Below are 18,665 nucleotides of genomic sequence, written 5' to 3'. Positions count from 1 at the left end.
AAGAGGCCGGGCCTGCAAAAGCAGAGGGGGCGCCTCGATGGCGCCCCCTCTGTCTTGCTGCTTAGGCTTCAGCGTCCCAGGGACGATCGCCTTTTTCATCCTTGACGCGGGTCGGCAGGCCCATCACGTCCAGCGCCTTGAGGAACGGCTCGGCTGGCAGCTCCTCGACGTTGACCATGCGCTTGGCATCCCACTCGCCACGGGCGACCAGCAGGGCGGCAGCCACTGGCGGTACACCGGCGGTGTAGGAAATGCCCTGGCTATCGGTCTCGGCGTAGGCTTCTTCGTGGTCGGCCACGTTGTAGATGAACACTTCGCGCGGCTGGCCATCCTTGGTGCCCTTGACCAGGTCACCGATGCAGGTCTTGCCGGTGTAGCCCGGGGCCAGCGAGGCTGGGTCCGGCAGCACGGCCTTGACCACTTTCAGTGGTACCACTTCCAGGCCTTCGGCGGTTTTCACCGGTTGCTCGGAGAGCAGGCCCAGGTTCTTCAGCACGGTGAACACGTTGATGTAGTGCTCGCCGAAGCTCATCCAGAAACGCACGTTCGGCACGTTGAGGTTCTTCGAAATCGAGTGAACTTCATCGTGGCCGGTCAGGTACAGGTTCTGCGAACCTACCACCGGCAGGTCGTCGGTACGCTTGACCTCGAACATGGTGTTGCTGGTCCACTGGCTGTTCTGCCAGCTCCACACTTGCCCGGTGAACTCGCGGAAGTTGATTTCCGGGTCGAAGTTGGTGGCGAAGTACTTGCCATGCGAACCGGCATTGACGTCGAGGATGTCGATCGAGTCAATGCTGTCGAAATACTGTTGCTGCGCCAGCTTGGCGTAGCTGTTCACCACACCCGGGTCGAAACCGACGCCGAGAATGGCGGTAATGTTCTTTGCCTGGCACTCTTCGAGGTGTTTCCACTCGTAGTTGCCGTACCACGGCGGGGTCTCGCAGATCTTGCCCGGCTCTTCGTGGATGGCGGTGTCCAGATAGGCGACACCGGTATCGATGCAGGCACGCAGCACCGACATGTTGAGGAAGGCGGAACCAACGTTGATCACGATCTGCGATTCGGTCTCGCGGATCAGCGCCTTGGTTGCCTCGACATCAAGGGCATTGAGCGAGAAGGCCTGGATGTCGGCGGGTACCTTGAGGCTACCCTTGGCCTTGACGCTGTCGATGATGGCCTGGCATTTGGAGATGTTCCGTGACGCGATGGCGATACGACCCAGTTCGTCGTTATGCTGCGCGCACTTGTGGGCCACCACCTTGGCGACACCTCCTGCACCAATGATAAGAACGTTCTTCTTCAATTTATCCCTTGCTCCTTACTGAAAGCCGGTCTTACGACAGGCTGGAAACGTAGTCTTCGAAACCGAACTCGCGCACCACTTCGACGCTGCCGTCGAGTTGCTTGACCACGATGGATGGCATTTTCAGACCGTTGAACCAGTTTTTCTTGACCATGGTGTAACCCGCCGCGTCGACGAACGACAGGCGATCACCGATGGCCAGCGGACGATCGAATTGGTATTCGCCGAAGATGTCACCGGCCAGGCACGACTTGCCGCAGACCATGTAGGTGTGCGCGCCGTCGTTGGGGGCCATCTTGGCGTTGAGGCGGTAGATCAGCAGGTCGAGCATGTGCGCTTCGATCGAGCTGTCGACCACGGCCAGGTGCTTGCCGTTGTACAGGGTGTCGAGCACGGTCACTTCCAGCGAGGCGCTGTTGGTGATGGCCGCTTCGCCCGGCTCCAGGTACACCTGCACGCCGTACTTTTCCGAGAAGGCTTTCAGGCGCGCGCAGAAGGCGTCCAGCGCGTAGTCTTCACCGGTGAAGTGGATGCCGCCACCGAGGCTTACCCACTCGACTTTGTGCAGCAGGTGACCGAAGCGCTCTTCGATGTGCGTGAGCATCTTGTCGAACAGGCCGAAGTCGCCGTTCTCGCAGTTGTTGTGGAACATGAAGCCGGAGATCTGCTCGATCACCTGTTCGACCTTGGCCGGGTCCCATTCGCCCAGGCGGCTGAACGGGCGGGCAGGGTCTGCCAGCAGGTAGTCGGAGCTGCTGACCTGCGGGTTGACGCGCAGGCCACGGACCTTGCCTTCGGACTGTTCGGCGAAGCGCTGCAACTGGCCGATCGAGTTGAAGATGATCTTGTCGCAGTTCTCGAGCATTTCCTCGACCTCGTCGTCGGCCCAGGCCACGCTGTAGGCGTGGGTTTCGCCGGCGAACTTCTGGCGGCCGAGCTTGAGCTCGTACAGCGACGAAGAGGTGGTGCCGTCCATGTACTGTTGCATCAGGTCGAAGACCGACCAGGTGGCAAAGCACTTGAGGGCGAGCAGCGCCTTGGCACCGGAGTGTTCGCGCACGTAGGCGATCTTCTCCATGTTGCCCAGCAGCTTGGTTTTATCGATGAGGTAGTACGGCGTCTTGATCATTTAAAGGCCCCCGGCCAGGCCGGCCAAAAAAAGGACACGCATTGTGCCTTCACTTGCCGCAGACCGAAAGGGTGGGTTACGCATTTCGTCGTGGTTGACGCTGTTGCGAGAGGTTTTTTCCGGTTGCGGCGGGCTCAGTAGAACAGCGGCATGTGACTATCGTAATCAGCAACCGGGTGCCGCAAGGAGAATCCGATGAGCAACGTTCTGTGCTGGATGGCACGGGCTACGCCCGTGTTCGCGGGTGAACCCGCTCCCACAGGGATTGCGCTTGCTTCAAACCTTGCACAGTCCTGTTGCTACTTCAATCCTGTGCAGTCCAATCTGTGGGAGCGGGTTTACCCGCGAAGAGGCCGGTACAGGCAACCTCAATCAACCTGCTGCAACCACGCCTGGATCTGCTCCAGCGTGGCAGTTGCCCCGCCACAAACCACCACCAGCACATTCTGGTACTGCGCCAGGGCGCCCGGTGCATAGGCCAACGCCAAAGCCGCCCCACAGGCAGGCTCCACCAGCACGCGATGGTCCAGCAGGAACCGTTCGCAGGCTTCCAGCGCCGCGCGGTCAGTGACCAGGTGGCTGTGCACCGGATGCTCCTTCACGCACACCAGCGCCTGGTCAGCCACACGCTTGGCCCCCAGCGAGGTCGCCACCGAGGCAATACGTTCCAGCTCCACCGAATGCCCCGCCTGCATGGCCGCATGCAGCGATGCCGCGCCCTCGGTTTCCACCGCCAGCACCGGCACATCGCCCCAGCCGTTGTGCTGTAGCCCCTCGACCACACCACTGAGCAAACCACCGCCGCCTACCGACAACACCACGGCATCTGGTTTCACGCCGGCCTCGGCGACTTCATCCACCAGGCTGGCATGCCCGGCCCACAGCAGCGGGTCGTCGAATGGGTGAATGAAGGCGTCATCCGGGCTGACCAAGGTCTGCGCCAGGGCGTTGGCCTCTTGCCAGGAGCTGCCATGCACCTCCAACTTGGCGCCCTCCAGGCGCAGCAGGTCCTTGGCTCGCTCGGTGGTGGTCTCGGGCACTACCACGGTCACCGGCACGCCCAGCTTGCGCCCGGCATAGGCCACTGCCAGGCCGGCGTTGCCGCCCGAGGAAGACACGAAATGCCGCGCGCCACGGGCATGGTGCACCTCACAGGCGTGGCCCACGCCGCGCAGCTTGAACGAGCCGCAGGGCTGCAGTGCATCGAGCTTGAGCCAGACGTTGCTGCCCGCGGCCAGCGACAGCGGGCGGGATTCGATCAGGGGGGTATGAATATGCAAGGTCATTGGCTGGCTCCGCGCAGTTGCTCGAGATAGTTGTAAACGGTGTAGCGGGTCACACCCAGGGCGCTGGCGGCCTTTTCCACGCCGCCCTTGACGATGAACAGGCCACGCTCCTGCATCACGCGCACGGCCTCGACCTTGGCCTGCTTGTTCATCCGCCCCTGGCCGCTGCGCTGCAGGGATGCCTGGATTATCTCGCTCATCAGCAGTTCCATGTCGGCGGGTTCACTGACGGCAGGTGTGGCCCCCAGCGGCTGGAACTGCTGGAGAAAGTTCATGGCGGCATCCAGGCCGGTGACGTCGGTGTTGACGCAAAGGCTGGCGAAGGGGTGGCCGCTGCTGTCTCGGAAGATGGCGGTGGCGCTGCGCAGCGTGCGGCCCTTCAGCGTGGTGGGGTAATCGGGCAGCACCACCGGCTCACAGCCGTGCTGATCGGCCGAGGCCTGCATCAGTGCCTTGAAACCCAGGTCCTGTTCAGGGGCGGCGAGGATCGGGCTACCGACGCTGCGGCCGGAAAGGTGGCCGTTGACGATCGCCACCACCGAGTGTTCTGGGTGATCGAGGTCGTGCAGGAGGATTTCCATGTTGCGTGCGGCAACGCTGCCCAGGGCCTGGATGGCGGCCTTGAGGACGGTGAGGGTGAGCTGGCGTTCTTCGCTTGGGGTGATAGGCATGGCAGATCGAAAAATCAACGTTTTGTGTATTTTTACACATAAAGTTGAATTAGGCGATTTGCTTTTCCAGGCCCATTCGCGGGTAAACCCGCTCCCACAGGGACCCCACGGTATTCAACACCTGTGGTGAACCTGTGGGAGCGGGTTTACCCGCGAATGGGCCGCAAAGCGGCCCCTTTAACCCTCAGCCCAGGGCCGGGGTACGCGGCGGGATCATCCGACGCGACCCGGTCGCCTCGAAGGCTGCACCAAAGCTCAGCAGCGCATTGTCGCTGTAAGCCCGGCCAGCAAAGGTCAGCCCCACCGGCATGCCGATATCGGCCATCACGCCCATCGGCACCGTCACGGTCGGCACGCCCAGGTGACGGATCGCCAGGTTGCCGTTGGCCACCCAGATACCGTTGCTCCAGGCGATGTCCGCCGATGCCGGGTTGACGTCGGCATCGGCCGGGCCCACGTCGGCCACGGTGGGGAACAGCACCGCGTCCAGGCCCAGGTTGTCCATCCAGTCTTCCAGGTCGATCTTGCGGGTCTGCTCCAGGCCGCGCAGGCCGTCGGGCAGGGTTTCGATCTGGTCCCAGGTCTTCAGGCCACGCTTGGCCATGTTGACGTACTCGTCCATGCCAGCGGCCAGGTCGTCCTCACGGTTGGGCAGGGTGCCCGGGTCGTGGGGGAAGATCTGCGGCCCGTCGACATCGGCCAGGCGGTTGAGCCTGGGGTCACCGTTGGCGCGCAGGAAGTCGTCGAAGGCCCAGCCCGACAGCTCCCACAGCTCGTCATGCAGGAACTCCTTGCTGACGATGCCGCGGTTGTACACGGTCGGTGCGCCCGGGCGGTCGCCCTCGCAGTTGGACACCAGCGGGAAGTCCACTTCCAGCACTTCGGCACCAGCCGCCTCCAGTGCCTGGCGGGCCTGCTGCCACAGGTCGATCACCGTGGCGCGGGTGTTGATGCGCTGGCCAGTCGGGCCGCCAATGCCAGGCTTTTCGGAAGTACCGGCCTCGGCATCGGCATTGATGTACATGCGCGGCACGCCAAAGCGCTTGCCCTTGAGCGCGCTGGCATCCACGGCCAGGTCCAGGTACGAAGCCGGGCGCACCGTCGAAGCCGCCGGGATTGGCACCCAAGGTTGCAGGCGCCACAGGTCGCCGCGCTTGTCAGCGTCGTCGGCTACGACCACGTCGAGGATTTCCAGCAGGTCGGCCATGGTGCGGGCATACGGCACCACCACGTCCATGGTCGGTGTCAGCGGCCAGTTGCCACGCACCGAAATCACCCCACGCGACGGGGTATAGGCGCACAGGCCGTTGTTGGACGCCGGGCCACGGCCGCTGGACCAGGTTTCTTCGGCCAGGCCGAAGGCACTGAAGCTGGCAGCGGTGGCGGTGCCGGCACCGTTGGACGAGCCCGAGGCGAACGGTGCGGTCAGGTAGTCGGCGTTGTATGGGCTTTCGGCGCGGCCATACACGCCGCGCTGCATGCCACCGTTGGCCATGGGCGGCATGTTGGTCTTGCCCAGGCACACGGCGCCGGCGGCGCGCAGGCGTTCGATGGTGAAGGCGTCGCGTTGGGCCACCAGGTCCTTGAAGGCCGGGCTGCCGGAGGCAGCGGTCAGGCCTTTGACCAGGTAGCTGTCCTTGGCGGTGTAGGGGATGCCGTCCAACGGGCTCAGGACCTGGCCTTTGGCGCGACGGGCGTCGGAGGCTTCGGCCTCTTTCAGCGCCTCGGGGTTGCGCACCACCACGGCGTTCAGGGCAGTGGCGGTGTCGGCGCCATCGTAGGCGTCGATGCGCGCCAGGTAGGCCTGGACCAGCTCGACCGCCGTCGTGCGGCCCGACTCGAGCGCGTCGCGCAGCTCGGCAATGGAAACCTCGGTTACCTCGATCATGCGTTCACCAAAAAAATGTGCAGGTGGGGGCTAATGCGAGGAGTGTACAAGAAGGGCTTGGCGGGCGCAGGTTTGCGCGGGGGCAAATGGTTTTTTGCAGGCGGGCATTGTCGGGCCTCCCAAGCCCGGCGCGAACCCTTGTAGGAGCGGCCTTGTGTCGCGATAGGGCCGCAAAGCGGCCCCGGCGATTTCACAGTGATACGAAGACCCTGGGGGCGCTTCGCACCCCTTTCGCGACGCAAGGCCGCTCCCACAAGGGTGCCGCGTCAACCGTCCAGGTCTGCCGCTGCATGCCGCTCCGGCACCTGGCTGGCCTCATCCCCCCAGGTCCGGTTCACCCGTGTGCCACGCTGCACCGCCGGGCGCAAGGCTATCTCCTCGGCCCAGCGCTGCACATGTGGGTACTCGTCCACCGCCAGGAACTCCGCCGCGCCATACAGGTTGCCGCGCACCAGCTGGCCATACCACGGCCACACGGCAATGTCGGCGATGCTGTATTCCTCGCCGCCCAGGTAGCGGCTTTCAGCCAGGCGCCGGTCGAGCACATCCAGCTGGCGCTTGGCTTCCATGGTGAAGCGGTTGATCGCGTACTCGAACTTTTCCGGCGCATACACATAGAAGTGGCCAAAGCCGCCGCCCAGGTATGGCGCCGCGCCCATTTGCCAGAACAGCCAGTTCAGGCTTTCGGTGCGTGCAGCTGGCGCTTTCGGCAGCAAGGCACCGAACTTTTCCGCCAGGTACAGCAGGATCGAACCCGACTCGAACACCCGCACCGGCGGCTCGACGCTGCGGTCGAGCAGGGCGGGGATCTTCGAGTTGGGGTTGACCTGGACAAAACCGCTGGAGAACTGGTCGCCCTCGCCAATGCGGATCAACCAGGCATCATATTCGGCGCCCGGGTGGCCCAGCGCGAGCAGCTCTTCGAGGGCGATGGTGACCTTGACGCCATTGGGCGTGGCCAGGGAGTACAGCTGCAGCGGGTGCTTGCCCAGCGGCAGGTCCTTGTCGTGAGTCGGGCCGGCAACCGGGCGGTTGATGCTGGCGAACTGGCCGCCGGACGCTGCGTCGTTGCGCCAGACCTTGGGTGGCACGTAAGCGGGCTTGCTCATGCATGAATCTCCTTCATTGGCGCGAAACGGTCACGTAGAGACGTGGACCTGCATCTATGCCACGGGTTCGTCGAAAAGCGCAAATGCATAGGGCGCGGGCGTGAAGTGCATGACTTCGGTTTCATCCAGGTTTCATCCGGTGCAGCTCAGGCCGGTTCTATGCTGGGCTATCTCTTCGCCCTGCAAGGAACCGCCGGCCGATGACTCTTCCACGCTGCGTGTTGGCGCTGGCCCTGTTCGGCAGCCTGCTGGCCCAAGCCGAGGCCGCGCCCTGGGTTGCCGGCCTGCACCACATGACCCTGGTCGACCCGGTCGACGCCCGGCCCATGCAGGCGCTGGCGTTCTACCCGGCCATCGGCAATACCCGCAGCAGCCGGATAGACGGCTACCCGATCGATGTGAGTGAAGAGGCGCCGGTAGCGTTGGGCCAGTTCCCATTGCTGGTGCTGTCCCACGGCAATACCGGCAGCCCGCTGGCCTTGCACTACCTGGCGACGTCGCTGGCGCGCCAGGGCTTCATCGTGGTGGCGGTGGTGCACCCCGGCGACAACGCCCGCGACCACAGCCGCCTGGGCACCCTGAGCAACCTGTATGGCCGGCCGCTGCAAGTGAGTGCCGCGATTACGGCCGCCCGCGATGATGCCTTGCTGGGGCCCTACCTGAACGGTGGCAAGGTTGGGGTGATCGGCTATTCGGCCGGTGGTGAAACCGCCTTGATCCTCTTAGGCGCGCGCCCCGATCTGGACCGCCTGCGCAAGTACTGCCTGGAGCGCCCTAACGACGCCGACGCCTGCAGGACACACGGTGTGCTGATTGCCGACCGCAGCGAGCTGGTGCCAGAGGCCGACCAGCGGGTGGGGGCGGTGATGCTGATGGCGCCGCTTAGCCTGCTGTTCGGGCGCCATGCCTTGGCCGGGGTGCAGGTGCCGGCGCTGATCTACAGTGGCGACAGCGACCAGCTGGTGGCGGTGGACCGCAACGCCGAAGCCCTGGCCCGCAAGTTGCCGGTCACACCGGACTATCGCCTGCTGGCCGGCGCCGGGCACTTCGTATTCATGGCCCATTGTGATGCCGAGCAGTCCGTGCGGATGCCGGCGCTGTGCAAGGATGCCGCAGGCGTGGACCGTCGGCACATCCACCACTCCCTGCAACGTGAAGCCGCGGTGTTCTTCAGCCAGGCGTTGGGCGCACCGCAGCCGGCCGAGCGTTCAGCCGCGAGCGGCGCGCCGCGCCAGCAACAGCGTTAGGCCGACACCCGCCAGGGCGAGCAGGGCGGCCACGCAGAAGATCGAGGCATAACCCAGGTGCGCCGCGACCGCGCCCATCACCGGCCCGGCGATGGCCAGGGCCATGTCGAAGAACACCGCGTAGGCACCCAGCCCTGCGCCGCGGCTGCTGCTGGGTACCTGCTTGATCGCTTCCACCCCCAGCGCCGGGTACACCAGCGACAGCCCGAAACCGGTAAGCCCGGCACCGATCAGCGCCCACGGCGGCGACGGTGCCAGCCACAGCAGGCTCAGGCCGAGCACTTCGGTGGCCATGCACGCGACCGCCACGTTGTAGCCACCAAAACGGTTGACCGCGTTGACGAACAGCAGCCGGGAAATGATGAAGCACACGCCAAAGGCACTCAGGCACCAGGCCGCGCCCGCCCAGCCGCGCTCCAGGTAATACAGGGTGACGAAGGTGGTCAGCGTGCCGTAGCCGATAGAGGCCAGGGTCAGGCCCAGGCCACAGGGTGCGACCCGGCCGAAGGCCGACCAGAAGGGCAGGCGCTCGCCACGCACCACCACCACGTCCGGCCGCTTGCGCAGTACCAGCAGGGCCGATACCGCCAGCACCAGCAATGCCGGCCCCAGCACGCTGAAGTCCAGCCCGTCCACGGCCAGTACACCCAAGGGGGCACCAATGGCGATGGCGCCATAGGAGGCGATACCGTTCCAGGAAATCACCCTGGCGGTGTGCTCGGGCCCGACCTGGCTGATGCCCCAGCTCAGCGTGGCCACGCCGATCAGCCCTTGGGCGATGCCCAGCAGCAGGCGCCCGCCGAGCAACAGCGCCAGGCTCAGCAGCGGTAGCGTCAGGGTCCAGGCCGATAGCAGGGTCAACACCCCGCAGCCGGCAATCCCCAGCAAGCCGAAGCGAATCGCCTGCTTGCCCCCCAGGGTATCGGCCACGCGCCCGGCAAACGGGCGGCTGAGTAGCGTGGCCAGGTATTGCAGGCCAATGGTCAGCCCGGCGACCACCGCGCCAAACCCAAGCTGGTCGTGCACATGGCTGGGCAGCACGGCGATCGGCAGGCCGATGCAGAGGAAGGCAATGAAGGTGTAGAAAACGATCGACAGGATCTGCAGGGTAATTTGCAGCGTGTTGCTGGCGGGGGCGGGTTGTTGCGCGGTCATGGGCTCGTTCGCGGGCGGGCGGTTGGGCGTGGTCCCATCATGGCCGTTGCGCGAAGGAAATGAAAGCAGGCTAACGAATTATTCGTCGGGCAGTGCCAGCCTGTGGGATCGGCGGTGGATTCTTCGCGGGTGAACCCGCTCCCACAGGATTTGCATAGGCCTCAAGTGCTACGCAGTCCCTGTGGGAGCGGGCGTGCCCGCGAAGAGGCCGGCCCAGCCATACAAGATGGCCAGGCCGCCGCATCAATCAGACCACTACCTGGCTACGCAGGTAATCGTCATTCGCGGGCTCGCCCGCTCCCACAGGATTTGCATTGGCCTCAAATGCTACGCAGTCCCTGTGGGAGCGGGCATGCCCGCGAAGAGGCCGGCCCAGCCAAACAAGATGGCCAGGCCGCCGCATCAATCAGACCACTACCTGGCTACGCAGGTAATCGTCATTCGCGGGCTCGCCCGCTCCCACAGGATTTGCATAGGCCTCAAATGCTACGCAGTCCCTGTGGGAGCGGGTTTACCCGCGAAGAGGCCGGCCCAGCCATACAAGATGGCCAGGCCGCCCCATCAATCAGACCAGCACACCCTGGCTACGCAGTTAATCGTCATTCGCGGGCTCGCCCGCTCCCACAGGATTTGCATTGGCCTCAAGTGCTACGCAGTCCCTGTGGGAGCGGGCATGCCCGCGAAGAGGCCGGCCCAGCCATACAAGATGACCAGGCCACTCTATCAATCAGACCAGCACACCCTGGCTACGCAGATAATCGTCATTCGCGGGCCCGCCCGCTCCCACAGGATTTGCATTGGCCTCAAGGGCTACGCAGTCCCTGTGGGAGAGGGCACGCCCGCGAAGAGGCCGGCCCAGCCATACAAGATGACCAGGCGACTCTATCAATCAGACCAGCACACCCTGGCTACGCAGATAATCGTCATTCGCGGGCCCGCCCGCTCCCACAGGATTTGCATTGGCCTCAAGTGCTACGCAGTCCCTGTGGGAGCGGGTTTACCCGCGAAGAGGCCGGCCCAGCCATACAAGATGGCCAGGCCGCCCCATCAATCAGACCAGCACGCCCTGGCTACGCAGGTAATTGTCATTCGCGGGCTCGCCCGCTCCCACAGGGACTGCACAGAATTCAAGGCCTGCGCAGTCCCTGTGGGAGCGGGTTTACCCGCGAAGAGGCCGGCCCAGCCATACAAGATGACAAGGCCGCCCCATCAATCAGACCAGCACACCCTGGCTACGCAGGTAATCGTCGTAGGTACCGCTGAAGTCCACCACGCCATCAGCCGACAGCTCGATGATGCGCGTGGCCAGCGACGACACGAACTCACGGTCATGGCTGACGAACAGCAGGGTGCCCGGGTAGTTTTCCAGCGCCAGGTTCAGCGCCTCGATCGATTCCATGTCCAGGTGGTTGGTCGGCTCGTCCATCACCAGCACGTTCGGCTTCTGCAGGATCAGCTTGCCGAACAGCATGCGGCCTTGCTCACCACCGGAAATCACCTTCACCGACTTGAGAATCTCGTCGTTGGAGAACAGCATGCGCCCGAGGGTGCCGCGGATCACCTGCTCGCCGGAGGTCCACTGGCCCATCCAGTCGAACAGGGTCATGTCGTCTTCGAAGTCGTGGGCGTGGTCCTGGGCGTAGTAGCCCACTTCGGCGCTGTCGGTCCACTTCACTTCACCCTTGTCCGGGGTCATTTCACCGACCAGGGTGCGCAGCAGGGTGGTCTTGCCGATACCGTTGGGGCCGATGATCGCCACGCGCTCGCCAGCCTCGATGGTGAAGCCCAGGTCCTTGAACAGCACCTTGTCGTCGAAGGCCTTGGCCATTTTCTCGACGGTGACGGCCTGGCGGTGCAGCTTCTTGGTCTGTTCGAAGCGGATGAACGGGCTCACCCGGCTCGACGGCTTGACCTCGGCCAGCTGGATCTTGTCGATCTGCTTGGCCCGCGAGGTGGCCTGCTTGGCCTTGGAGGCGTTGGCCGAGAAGCGGCTGACGAAGGTCTGCAGTTCGGCGATCTGGGCTTTCTTCTTGGCGTTGTCCGACAGCAGCTGCTCGCGGGCCTGGGTGGCAGCGGTCATGTACTCGTCGTAGTTGCCCGGGAATACGCGCAGCTCGCCGTAGTCCAGGTCGGCCATGTGGGTGCAGACACTGTTGAGGAAGTGCCGGTCGTGGGAAATGATCACCATGGTGCTGTTACGCGCGGTGAGGATGGTTTCCAGCCAGCGGATGGTGTTGATGTCCAGGTGGTTGGTCGGCTCGTCGAGCAGCAGCACATCCGGGTCCGAGAACAGCGCCTGGGCCAGCAGGACACGCAGCTTCCAGCCCGGTGCCACTTCGCTCATCGGGCCGAAGTGCTGTTCCAGCGGAATACCCAGGCCCAGCAGCAGTTCACCGGCACGGGATTCGGCGGTGTAGCCGTCCATTTCGGCGAATTCGGTTTCCAGCTCGGCGACGGCCATGCCGTCTTCCTCGGTCATTTCCGGCAGCGAGTAGATACGATCGCGTTCGGCCTTGACCTTCCACAGCTGGCCGTGGCCCATGATCACCGTGTCGATCACGGTGAATTCCTCATAGGCGAACTGGTCCTGGCGCAGCTTGCCCAGGCGCGTGTTCGGCTCGAGCATGACCTGGCCGCCGGATGGCTCCAGGTCACCGCCGAGGATCTTCATGAAGGTCGACTTGCCGCAACCGTTGGCGCCGATCAGGCCGTAGCGGTTGCCGTTGTTGAATTTGACGGAAACGTTTTCGAACAGCGGCTTGGAGCCGAACTGCATGGTGATGTTGGCGGTGGAGATCAAAGGGCTTACCTATCAGTCACTTACAGAGCTGGCTTTCAAGCTGATACCGATTTGATACCAATTTTGAGTTTTTCCAGCTCGCTCCAGTCGGAGCTTGAGTTGAGCCAACGGGCATACGTCGACAGCAGCATTTGGACGCTGTGACCCAGCTGTTGGGCGATAAATGCGGGGTTGAGGCCGGACATTAAGCATATTGTCGCATAGGTGTGCCGGCAGTTATATGGGGGACGACGCCGAATGCCCAGCTCATTCAGCACCGGCACCCACTGTTTGTGTAGATCGGAGGTCTGTTTCACATGCTCGGCGTTCTTCGACGGCGGGAACAGGAACGGCGTTTCGGTCACCGCTCCCTTCCCATGCCTGCGGCGGTCTGCGTATTCCCTGGCGAACTGAATTGCGCGCAAGGCCCGGTCATTCAGCAGCACGAAGCGATCCCTGCCTGTTTTCGTCCTTTCCTCCACCTCGCCCAAGGCGACGGTCCTCTTTACGTGCACAGTCCTCTTGTCCATATCGATCACATCCCAGCGCACTGCCAAGGCCTCCGACAAGCGGAGGCCGGTGAAGAACATAAACTCGAACAGCGCGGCATAGATGAGGCTCGGCCAATGCTTGTGTTCGTAGAGTTTGTTGATGATGGTGTTGGCTTCGGCCAGAGTGAACGGGTCGATCTCCTTACGCGACCGCTTCGGCAACTCAATCACCTCGGCGGGGTTCTTGGTCAGCAGGCCTTCCCGGGTTGCCGCAGCCAGGATCGTCGACAGCCTTGTAATCGCGTTGCGCTTCACGTTTGCCGAGGTCCATTCGGTTTCGGTGATGACACGGCGGAGCAGGGTGGTAGTGATCAGGTCAATACGGACCAGAGCCAGGCGTGGCACCCAGTAAAGGTTGAGGGCGCTCTTGTAGTTGTTGTGCGTGCCCTGAGTGATTTCGCGGCTGTCCAGCCAGAGCTGCGCGTACTCGCCGAATGTCGGCTTTCCTCCGACCACCGCCTGTGAGCTGGGGAAAAGCTCGGCGTACTTGTTCTGGTCAAGGAGACCGAGCTTGTTGAGGCTTGTTACCTGATCGCGAAGGTTGGATGCAGCCTTGATCCCTTTTTGTGTCGGGGGATAGGGGAGCGTTTCGCATCGACGGATACCGTCCCATGTGAAACGAATGCGGAGGGAGTTGCGGAAGATTTCGACCCCGCGGGGTAAACCCATTGGCTTTCCAGCCATTCGTCATACCTCTTTATGCTGTAAATGATCCGGCCGCCGTGTTTCATCCAGACGCCTGCGGGAATCTTCCCATCCAGGCGCCGGTGTTCCAGGGAACGTTTGGTGCAGCCGATGAGTTCAGCCATTCGGTGCTCGGTGACCTTGTCTACGTCACCGGTGCTTTCGATATCCATGGGATGGTCTCCACGCCGCCGGTGGCGGCAGGTTGTTGGTCAGTCGCAGCTGCTTGAGCTGGAACCGCTATCGCTGGAGCTGCTGCTGTCGCTCGATGAGTAACTGCTGCCGCTGTCGTAGCTGCTGTAGTCACGGCTTGAGCAGGAGCCGCTCGAACGAGTCGGTTCGTAGCTATCGGCCAGGTGCGTGGGATACATGGGGCTCACCGGGCTCATGGGATTGAGCGGGTCGAGCATCGGGTCTTGCCTGCCAGATGCCGGGCTGTGGCCGCGGGCATACCCGGTCGGGCCGAGCGCGGCACGTTGTGCAGGCTTCTTCTTGCGATTGAACAGGCGGGCCAAGAAATTGAGCATGAGTCTCTCCATGCCCGCGCATGTCGGCGGGCTTAGGTTGTAGGGGGGGGCAGGTTGTTTGAATGCTTCGCAGCTGTGTCGATCGTCACCGGGAAGCTTTGAGGCGTATGCTCAGCGATGGGTAGAATGCAGGATGTTAATTTGGAGTGCTTTTCATGGAATGGCCAAGCTGCGTGCAAAACAGCGAGAAAGTAGTCAAAGCGCTAGGATTCTGGCCTGGGTTTCACGATGCTGAAGTTATATCGGTGTCGGCGTCCAGAAACGGGGTTGGGAATCCGACTTCCTCGTCGGCTCGATTGTGCGTAAACGTCCGCTATTACAAGGAGATTGGCCAAGGGACAGCAAACTACGAAGTAGTTTGTTTCCAAAGCGTCTTGATTGAGTTTCTGTTCTACGATTTGCGCTTCTTTTCTGTTGAAGACTTCAACCACCAAAATGTCATTGACGTTATAGAATTTTTGCGGGTGGGTGACCAATTGATTGAAGTAAACATAAGATCCATCTTTGGTTTTGGCGGAGTGATCAGGTGTGCGCGGGTTGAGGTAGGGGAGGTTACGACCCTGATTTGACTGTTTCCTAGCCCTTAGCCAGCGCCTCAGCCTTCAGCGATGAGTACGCCACGCCATCCAGCGCGCTGTCTTCGTGGAACTTGTCGGGGTTCTGCCACTGGCGCACGTCCTTCAGAACTTGGAGCAGCAGCCAGCCCTCGGCCTCGGTGAGGTCGCGGCCGGTGATGGCGTTGAAGGCCTGGACGGTGCGCCCCATGCTGCGCTCGCCGCCCGGGGCGTCGTACTGTTTGCCGCGCTCGGCCTGTACATCGATGGCGGCTTGCAGGAAGTAGGTGGAGTTCTTTGCTTGGGTCAGGTCGGTCATGGCTTCACTACCTGCAGTTTGCTTCGGGCAACGTCCGTAACAGCGTCGCGGATCGCATCGTTGATGATGCGGGCGTTGGCAGCGCCCAACTGTGCATACATGGCACCGTTTGCTGCGGCCATGAACCCGGCCCATAGCTGGCCTTTTTCAATTGGCCCGTCGAAGCCGTTTGCCGCCGCAACATCGTCGAAGGTTGGCCGAAGCATGATCCACATGTCGCGGCCTAGTGCTGATGCGTCTTTCACAGCTGATACCTCTCATCAATCCAGCGCCCAGGCGCCATAGCGGGTGTAGGTTCGGGTTGGGTTTCGTGCGGGGAGAGCTGGCGCTGGTTGCCGGCCTGCAGCTGGCTGACGGGGATGCAGCTGATGCCGACCCCATTCAGCAGGTAGCAGGTGACGCCGCGCTGGCTGTCGTGCTGTACGTCGATGACGTTCTCTTGGGGCTGAGGTGCTGCGCTGGCGCCGGTGGCCAGCAGCAGGAGGCAGAGGGCGAGGAGGGTCATGCCGCCACCTTGTCGCGGACCCACACGCAAACAGGACCGTCTTCGGTGTCGTGGATCGAGAAGGTGAACCAGCCATCACCGACCGGCTTGCTTGGCTGCCAGGGCGTGCAGTCATAGTCGCCGCCGCCGTCGAGCCATTTCGCATTCAGTTCTTCCGGGCCGTCGTTTTCCATGTCGACCACGCAGTACTCCAGGCCGTAGTCGCCGAACCAGCTGAACGGAAGCGCGCATTCATCGCCGTCGTCCGGCCAGGCCGGGTGGGTCCAGAAGCCGTATTCATCGCGCTCAACCTGCAGCGGCTGGATCAGTTTCTTTTCTTCAGGCATGACTTCGTCCTTGGCCGCCATATCGCGGCAGTGAATAGAGGGGAGAGGGGTTACAGCTGGGTGGAGTACAAATGCACTCTACAGCGCGAGCTCTGCTTGCGGCTCGCGCTGCCAGATCGGTGCGCTGGAATGCGCCTCGATCCGATCAGCGATCACGCTGGCGCGCTGGCCAGCGGAAGGCGGGGTGTACATACCGAACCGGCTGATGCTGCCGCCGTTCACCGCTGCGTTGGTGCTGTCCGCTGATGCCAGCGGCAGGCTCTGGAAGATTGCTGGGTCAAGCATGCGCAGGCCGTGCAGGCGGCATTGGGGCCGGCCCTGGTCGTCGCAGATGGCATCCATCGCTGATCCCATCCGCTTCCACCACGATGCGATGCCGGGAGATCGCCACTGGCCGGAACTGCCCAGGGCGACCGTTCTCCAGGCCTTTGCCAGGCGCTGCAGCCGTTCGATCGACTCATGCATGTGCCAGACCGGAACGCCCGGCAGGTGACCCGGCCACTGCTCGAGCAAGCGGTCGTTGGCGTCTTCGTCGCCGTCGATGACGTCAGGGATGAGCGCCCAGTCGAAGCCTGGGTGCCTGTGCCAGTCATCCACCCAGAGGGTGTATCCCTCGACATCGACTTGGCCGCCTTTCTTCCAGACCGTGAACGCGCCGTTGTCGAAGACGAAGGACTGACAGGCCTCGGCGACGATGCCCATGTCATCCTGCCGCGGGAACGGCACCAGGGCGTGCCGGCCAGCCAGCAGTCGTGCTGCATCCTGCCGCGTGCCGCCTATCGGCGTGCCGTGGTAATGGATCATCCGTTCAACCTCACCGTTTCGACTTCGATACCCTGGTGCACGGCCTTGATCACCTGGTCACCGCCGAATCGATCTGCGAGATGGTCAGCGATTTGCTCGTGCCAGCCCTGTTTGATCAGCGCGGTGGCGGTCTTGATGTGCTCGACACGGATCATCGCGAGGCTACGGATCTCTAGGCTGTAGACGATCACCTCGGCGTCGCTCGGACAGACCGCGGTGAAAGTGTGCCTGTATATGTTGAGGGAGGTCATGCATGAATCTCCGATGTTGCCTTCATTTGTCGACTGCGCGAGCAGGTCTCGTGCTTGGGGAAAGTGCAGTATCGCTCCATTATTAGTTGTCTTGGCAAATAGGCTTCCCTATGATGGCGCAGCCACTTCGCTAAATAGCTTGGGAAAGTGTATGAACAAAGAAATTTTGAATCGAGGATTCACAAAAGACTCAATATTCGAATACAAGTGTCCTCACTGCTATTCGGCGATGCTGCGCCCTGATGGAGAGTTTCGTTCGGTAGAAACCGAAGAGTCAAAGTCGGAGCATCACGAGGACTGGTGGGAGCCTGAAATGATTAGGCTCGCGTTCAGCACTTCGCTCAAATGTGTAGGCTGTAAAGAAACTGTTTTTGTCGTAGGTCGAGGATCTGTCGAGGAAGAAATCATTCCCGATGATAATGGAGACTGGGATCGGCAGTACTCGGAAATTTATACGCCATCGTATTTTCATCCACCCCTTCAGCTGATTGACTACCCGGCAGCGACGCCAAAAGAGGTAATACTTCCCCTGTCGACTGCATGCGAGTTATTCTTTTCCAGTCCAGCCGCTTGCTGCAATAGTGTCAGAACTGCAGGAGAAGTTATATTAAGCCATCTTGGTATTCCAGAGAAAAATGGTAAAAGTTTTATACCATTCGGAAATAGGGTAAAGCTGCTCTCTGATGGTCAAAAGAATGTGAAGGAACTATTCCATGCTCTGAAGGTGCTAGGGAATCACGGAAGTCATCCTGGAACCGAAATGGTACATGACGATGCTATCCACGCCCTCGAAATAACAGAGTTCATATTGGAAGAGGTATATGGAACTCGCAGGGCGGAAGTTCAGAAGCTTGCCCGCGTGATTAATGCCCGTCAGAGTCCGTTAGGCCGACTCTACAAATGGTTGTTGAAAAACACCGACGTTTAGCCAGTCGAGGCGCTGGCGGGCAGCGCCGGAGGGGTCAGGCGGAGTAAAGGCGATCGAAGTCGTTGGCCGGCAGCTTGGGCCGGGCGCGGAATACCTTTAGTGCCGCCTTGTAGCTCGCCTTGGCCTCTTTCAGGTTGGGAGCCCATTCACCCACGACTTCGAGCGTCTCGTAGGGTGACCACCGCGCGAAGTCGTAGTGCAGGCGGTACTGCCGGTACGCGTTCCCGCGGGGGTAGCGCACCATTCGGTACTCCCGTGCACCCCAATCGCCGCGCTGCTGGTACTGCGGCATGTTGATGCCGAGGAAGTGAGCGAACCCGTTGTAGCACTCGTACTCGTCTAGGTAGGCGTCGAACTTGGTGCGTGTGGCCGGCGGCGGGGGCGGTGGCAGCTTGTCCAGGGCGAACTGCTTACCCTCATCCGTGGCCCGATACACCACCTCGTCTTGAGAGCAGAAGGCCGGTGGCTTACCGCAGGTCATTAGACCGGCCGCCACCAGCACGTCCAGATTGTTCGCGTCGTCGTAGCCTGGGCTGGTGAGGAAGTGGTTGCGGCTGATGCGGCGGCGGTCTGAGCGCTCAGCGGACAGGCCCAGGGTGTGCCAGAGCAGGCCGAGCTGCTTCTCGGTGGCTTCGTTCATGGCTTT

20 protein-coding genes are annotated in these 18,665 nt (G+C 62.3%); 3 read left to right on the top strand and 17 right to left on the bottom strand.

What is annotated here, in order from left to right; genetic code table 11:
• Positions 1-61 precede the first annotated feature (61 nt).
• The 6 genes from RYH74_RS20410 to yghU all read right to left on the bottom strand — a co-directional run bounded on the left by RYH74_RS20410 (position 62) and on the right by yghU (position 7,389).
• On the bottom strand, positions 62-1,306 hold the full coding sequence (locus RYH74_RS20410) for a saccharopine dehydrogenase family protein (RefSeq protein WP_003248123.1): 1,245 nt from the start codon (positions 1,304-1,306) through the stop codon (positions 62-64).
• Between the two features lie 31 nt (positions 1,307-1,337).
• Positions 1,338-2,435 (bottom strand): carboxynorspermidine decarboxylase, encoded by a 1,098-nt coding sequence (gene nspC, locus RYH74_RS20405; RefSeq protein WP_013972889.1) that lies wholly within the window; start codon positions 2,433-2,435, stop codon positions 1,338-1,340.
• Between the two features lie 368 nt (positions 2,436-2,803).
• Positions 2,804-3,721, bottom strand: coding sequence for a pyridoxal-phosphate dependent enzyme (locus RYH74_RS20400; RefSeq protein ID WP_317410037.1), 918 nt, complete (start codon positions 3,719-3,721; stop codon positions 2,804-2,806).
• Positions 3,718-4,392 (bottom strand): transcriptional regulator, encoded by a 675-nt coding sequence (locus RYH74_RS20395; RefSeq protein ID WP_317410036.1) that lies wholly within the window; start codon positions 4,390-4,392, stop codon positions 3,718-3,720. The genes RYH74_RS20400 and RYH74_RS20395 overlap by 4 nt, the downstream gene beginning before the upstream one ends.
• 184 nt (positions 4,393-4,576) lie before the next feature.
• Positions 4,577-6,280, bottom strand: a complete 1,704-nt coding sequence (locus RYH74_RS20390) for an amidase (protein ID WP_317410035.1) — start codon at positions 6,278-6,280, stop codon at positions 4,577-4,579.
• 266 nt (positions 6,281-6,546) lie between these two features.
• Positions 6,547-7,389, bottom strand: a complete 843-nt coding sequence (gene yghU / locus RYH74_RS20385) for a glutathione-dependent disulfide-bond oxidoreductase (RefSeq protein ID WP_317410034.1) — start codon at positions 7,387-7,389, stop codon at positions 6,547-6,549.
• A gap of 200 nt (positions 7,390-7,589) precedes the next feature.
• Between yghU and RYH74_RS20380 the strand changes: the two genes are divergently transcribed.
• Positions 7,590-8,636 carry a dienelactone hydrolase gene (locus RYH74_RS20380; protein WP_317410033.1) on the top strand — a complete coding sequence of 349 codons (1,047 nt, stop codon included), beginning with the start codon at positions 7,590-7,592 and terminating at the stop codon, positions 8,634-8,636.
• Here the strand turns inward: RYH74_RS20380 and RYH74_RS20375 are convergent.
• The 4 genes from RYH74_RS20375 to RYH74_RS20360 all read right to left on the bottom strand — a co-directional run bounded on the left by RYH74_RS20375 (position 8,598) and on the right by RYH74_RS20360 (position 14,332).
• Positions 8,598-9,791 carry an MFS transporter gene (locus tag RYH74_RS20375; RefSeq protein WP_075045121.1) on the bottom strand — a complete coding sequence of 398 codons (1,194 nt, stop codon included), beginning with the start codon at positions 9,789-9,791 and terminating at the stop codon, positions 8,598-8,600. The genes RYH74_RS20380 and RYH74_RS20375 overlap by 39 nt on opposite strands.
• A 1,213-nt stretch (positions 9,792-11,004) precedes the next feature.
• Entirely contained in the window at positions 11,005-12,591 is a 1,587-nt protein-coding gene (locus RYH74_RS20370) for an ABC-F family ATPase (RefSeq protein ID WP_075045122.1), read from the bottom strand.
• Between the two features lie 35 nt (positions 12,592-12,626).
• Complete coding sequence (locus RYH74_RS20365) at positions 12,627-13,805, bottom strand: tyrosine-type recombinase/integrase (protein ID WP_317410032.1); 1,179 nt, start codon at positions 13,803-13,805, stop codon at positions 12,627-12,629.
• A 212-nt stretch (positions 13,806-14,017) separates the two neighbouring features.
• Entirely contained in the window at positions 14,018-14,332 is a 315-nt protein-coding gene (locus RYH74_RS20360; protein WP_317410031.1) for a hypothetical protein, read from the bottom strand.
• Between the two features lie 155 nt (positions 14,333-14,487).
• Between RYH74_RS20360 and RYH74_RS20355 the strand changes: the two genes are divergently transcribed.
• The gene (locus RYH74_RS20355; protein ID WP_317410030.1) at positions 14,488-14,901 is read left to right on the top strand and encodes an Imm50 family immunity protein; all 414 of its coding nucleotides are present in this window, start codon (positions 14,488-14,490) and stop codon (positions 14,899-14,901) included.
• Positions 14,902-14,908: 7 nt separating this feature from the next.
• Here the strand turns inward: RYH74_RS20355 and RYH74_RS20350 are convergent, their stop codons facing one another.
• The 6 genes from RYH74_RS20350 to RYH74_RS20325 all read right to left on the bottom strand — a co-directional run bounded on the left by RYH74_RS20350 (position 14,909) and on the right by RYH74_RS20325 (position 17,091).
• Positions 14,909-15,205 (bottom strand): hypothetical protein, encoded by a 297-nt coding sequence (locus RYH74_RS20350; RefSeq protein ID WP_317410029.1) that lies wholly within the window; start codon positions 15,203-15,205, stop codon positions 14,909-14,911.
• Positions 15,202-15,450, bottom strand: a complete 249-nt coding sequence (locus RYH74_RS20345; RefSeq protein WP_139121105.1) for a hypothetical protein — start codon at positions 15,448-15,450, stop codon at positions 15,202-15,204. The genes RYH74_RS20350 and RYH74_RS20345 overlap by 4 nt, the downstream gene beginning before the upstream one ends.
• A complete protein-coding gene (locus tag RYH74_RS20340) occupies positions 15,447-15,710 on the bottom strand; it encodes a hypothetical protein (protein WP_317410028.1) in 264 nt (87 codons plus the stop codon). The genes RYH74_RS20345 and RYH74_RS20340 overlap by 4 nt, the downstream gene beginning before the upstream one ends.
• Positions 15,707-16,036, bottom strand: a complete 330-nt coding sequence (locus tag RYH74_RS20335; protein ID WP_317410027.1) for a hypothetical protein — start codon at positions 16,034-16,036, stop codon at positions 15,707-15,709. Before RYH74_RS20335 ends, RYH74_RS20340 begins: the two co-directional genes overlap by 4 nt.
• Before the next feature lie 78 nt (positions 16,037-16,114).
• On the bottom strand, positions 16,115-16,840 hold the full coding sequence (locus tag RYH74_RS20330) for a hypothetical protein (protein ID WP_317410026.1): 726 nt from the start codon (positions 16,838-16,840) through the stop codon (positions 16,115-16,117).
• Entirely contained in the window at positions 16,837-17,091 is a 255-nt protein-coding gene (locus tag RYH74_RS20325; RefSeq protein WP_317410025.1) for a hypothetical protein, read from the bottom strand. The genes RYH74_RS20330 and RYH74_RS20325 overlap by 4 nt, the downstream gene beginning before the upstream one ends.
• Before the next feature lie 151 nt (positions 17,092-17,242).
• Here RYH74_RS20325 and RYH74_RS20320 point away from each other — a divergent pair, with 151 nt between their 5' ends.
• The gene (locus RYH74_RS20320; protein WP_317410024.1) at positions 17,243-18,019 is read left to right on the top strand and encodes a DUF4145 domain-containing protein; all 777 of its coding nucleotides are present in this window, start codon (positions 17,243-17,245) and stop codon (positions 18,017-18,019) included.
• Positions 18,020-18,053: 34 nt separating this feature from the next.
• Here RYH74_RS20320 and RYH74_RS20315 read toward each other — a convergent pair whose 3' ends face one another.
• Positions 18,054-18,659, bottom strand: coding sequence for a hypothetical protein (locus RYH74_RS20315; protein ID WP_317410023.1), 606 nt, complete (start codon positions 18,657-18,659; stop codon positions 18,054-18,056).
• Positions 18,660-18,665 lie beyond the last annotated feature (6 nt).

Source organism: Pseudomonas sp. LSJ-87, assembly GCF_032971465.1.
In the GTDB taxonomy this organism is placed as follows: Bacteria; Pseudomonadota; Gammaproteobacteria; order Pseudomonadales; family Pseudomonadaceae; genus Aquipseudomonas; species Aquipseudomonas putida_Z.
This window is presented reverse-complemented; position numbering and strand designations above follow the sequence as displayed.

Bases quoted from the DNA above. Each gene is read 5' to 3' on its own strand.
- nspC (WP_013972889.1), bottom strand. From the start codon at position 2,435: ATGATCAAGACGCCGTACTACCTCATCGATAAAACCAAGCTGCTGGGC.
- RYH74_RS20400 (WP_317410037.1), bottom strand. From the start codon at position 3,721: ATGACCTTGCATATTCATACCCCCCTGATCGAATCCCGCCCGCTGTCG.
- RYH74_RS20395 (WP_317410036.1), bottom strand. From the start codon at position 4,392: ATGCCTATCACCCCAAGCGAAGAACGCCAGCTCACCCTCACCGTCCTC.
- RYH74_RS20390 (WP_317410035.1), bottom strand. From the start codon at position 6,280: ATGATCGAGGTAACCGAGGTTTCCATTGCCGAGCTGCGCGACGCGCTC.
- yghU (WP_317410034.1), bottom strand. From the start codon at position 7,389: ATGAGCAAGCCCGCTTACGTGCCACCCAAGGTCTGGCGCAACGACGCA.
- RYH74_RS20380 (WP_317410033.1), top strand. From the start codon at position 7,590: ATGACTCTTCCACGCTGCGTGTTGGCGCTGGCCCTGTTCGGCAGCCTG.
- RYH74_RS20375 (WP_075045121.1), bottom strand. From the start codon at position 9,791: ATGACCGCGCAACAACCCGCCCCCGCCAGCAACACGCTGCAAATTACC.
- RYH74_RS20365 (WP_317410032.1), bottom strand. From the start codon at position 13,805: ATGGCTGGAAAGCCAATGGGTTTACCCCGCGGGGTCGAAATCTTCCGC.
- RYH74_RS20360 (WP_317410031.1), bottom strand. From the start codon at position 14,332: ATGCTCAATTTCTTGGCCCGCCTGTTCAATCGCAAGAAGAAGCCTGCA.
- RYH74_RS20355 (WP_317410030.1), top strand. From the start codon at position 14,488: ATGGAATGGCCAAGCTGCGTGCAAAACAGCGAGAAAGTAGTCAAAGCG.
- RYH74_RS20350 (WP_317410029.1), bottom strand. From the start codon at position 15,205: ATGACCGACCTGACCCAAGCAAAGAACTCCACCTACTTCCTGCAAGCC.
- RYH74_RS20340 (WP_317410028.1), bottom strand. From the start codon at position 15,710: ATGACCCTCCTCGCCCTCTGCCTCCTGCTGCTGGCCACCGGCGCCAGC.
- RYH74_RS20335 (WP_317410027.1), bottom strand. From the start codon at position 16,036: ATGCCTGAAGAAAAGAAACTGATCCAGCCGCTGCAGGTTGAGCGCGAT.
- RYH74_RS20330 (WP_317410026.1), bottom strand. From the start codon at position 16,840: ATGATCCATTACCACGGCACGCCGATAGGCGGCACGCGGCAGGATGCA.
- RYH74_RS20325 (WP_317410025.1), bottom strand. From the start codon at position 17,091: ATGACCTCCCTCAACATATACAGGCACACTTTCACCGCGGTCTGTCCG.
- RYH74_RS20320 (WP_317410024.1), top strand. From the start codon at position 17,243: ATGAACAAAGAAATTTTGAATCGAGGATTCACAAAAGACTCAATATTC.
- RYH74_RS20315 (WP_317410023.1), bottom strand. From the start codon at position 18,659: ATGAACGAAGCCACCGAGAAGCAGCTCGGCCTGCTCTGGCACACCCTG.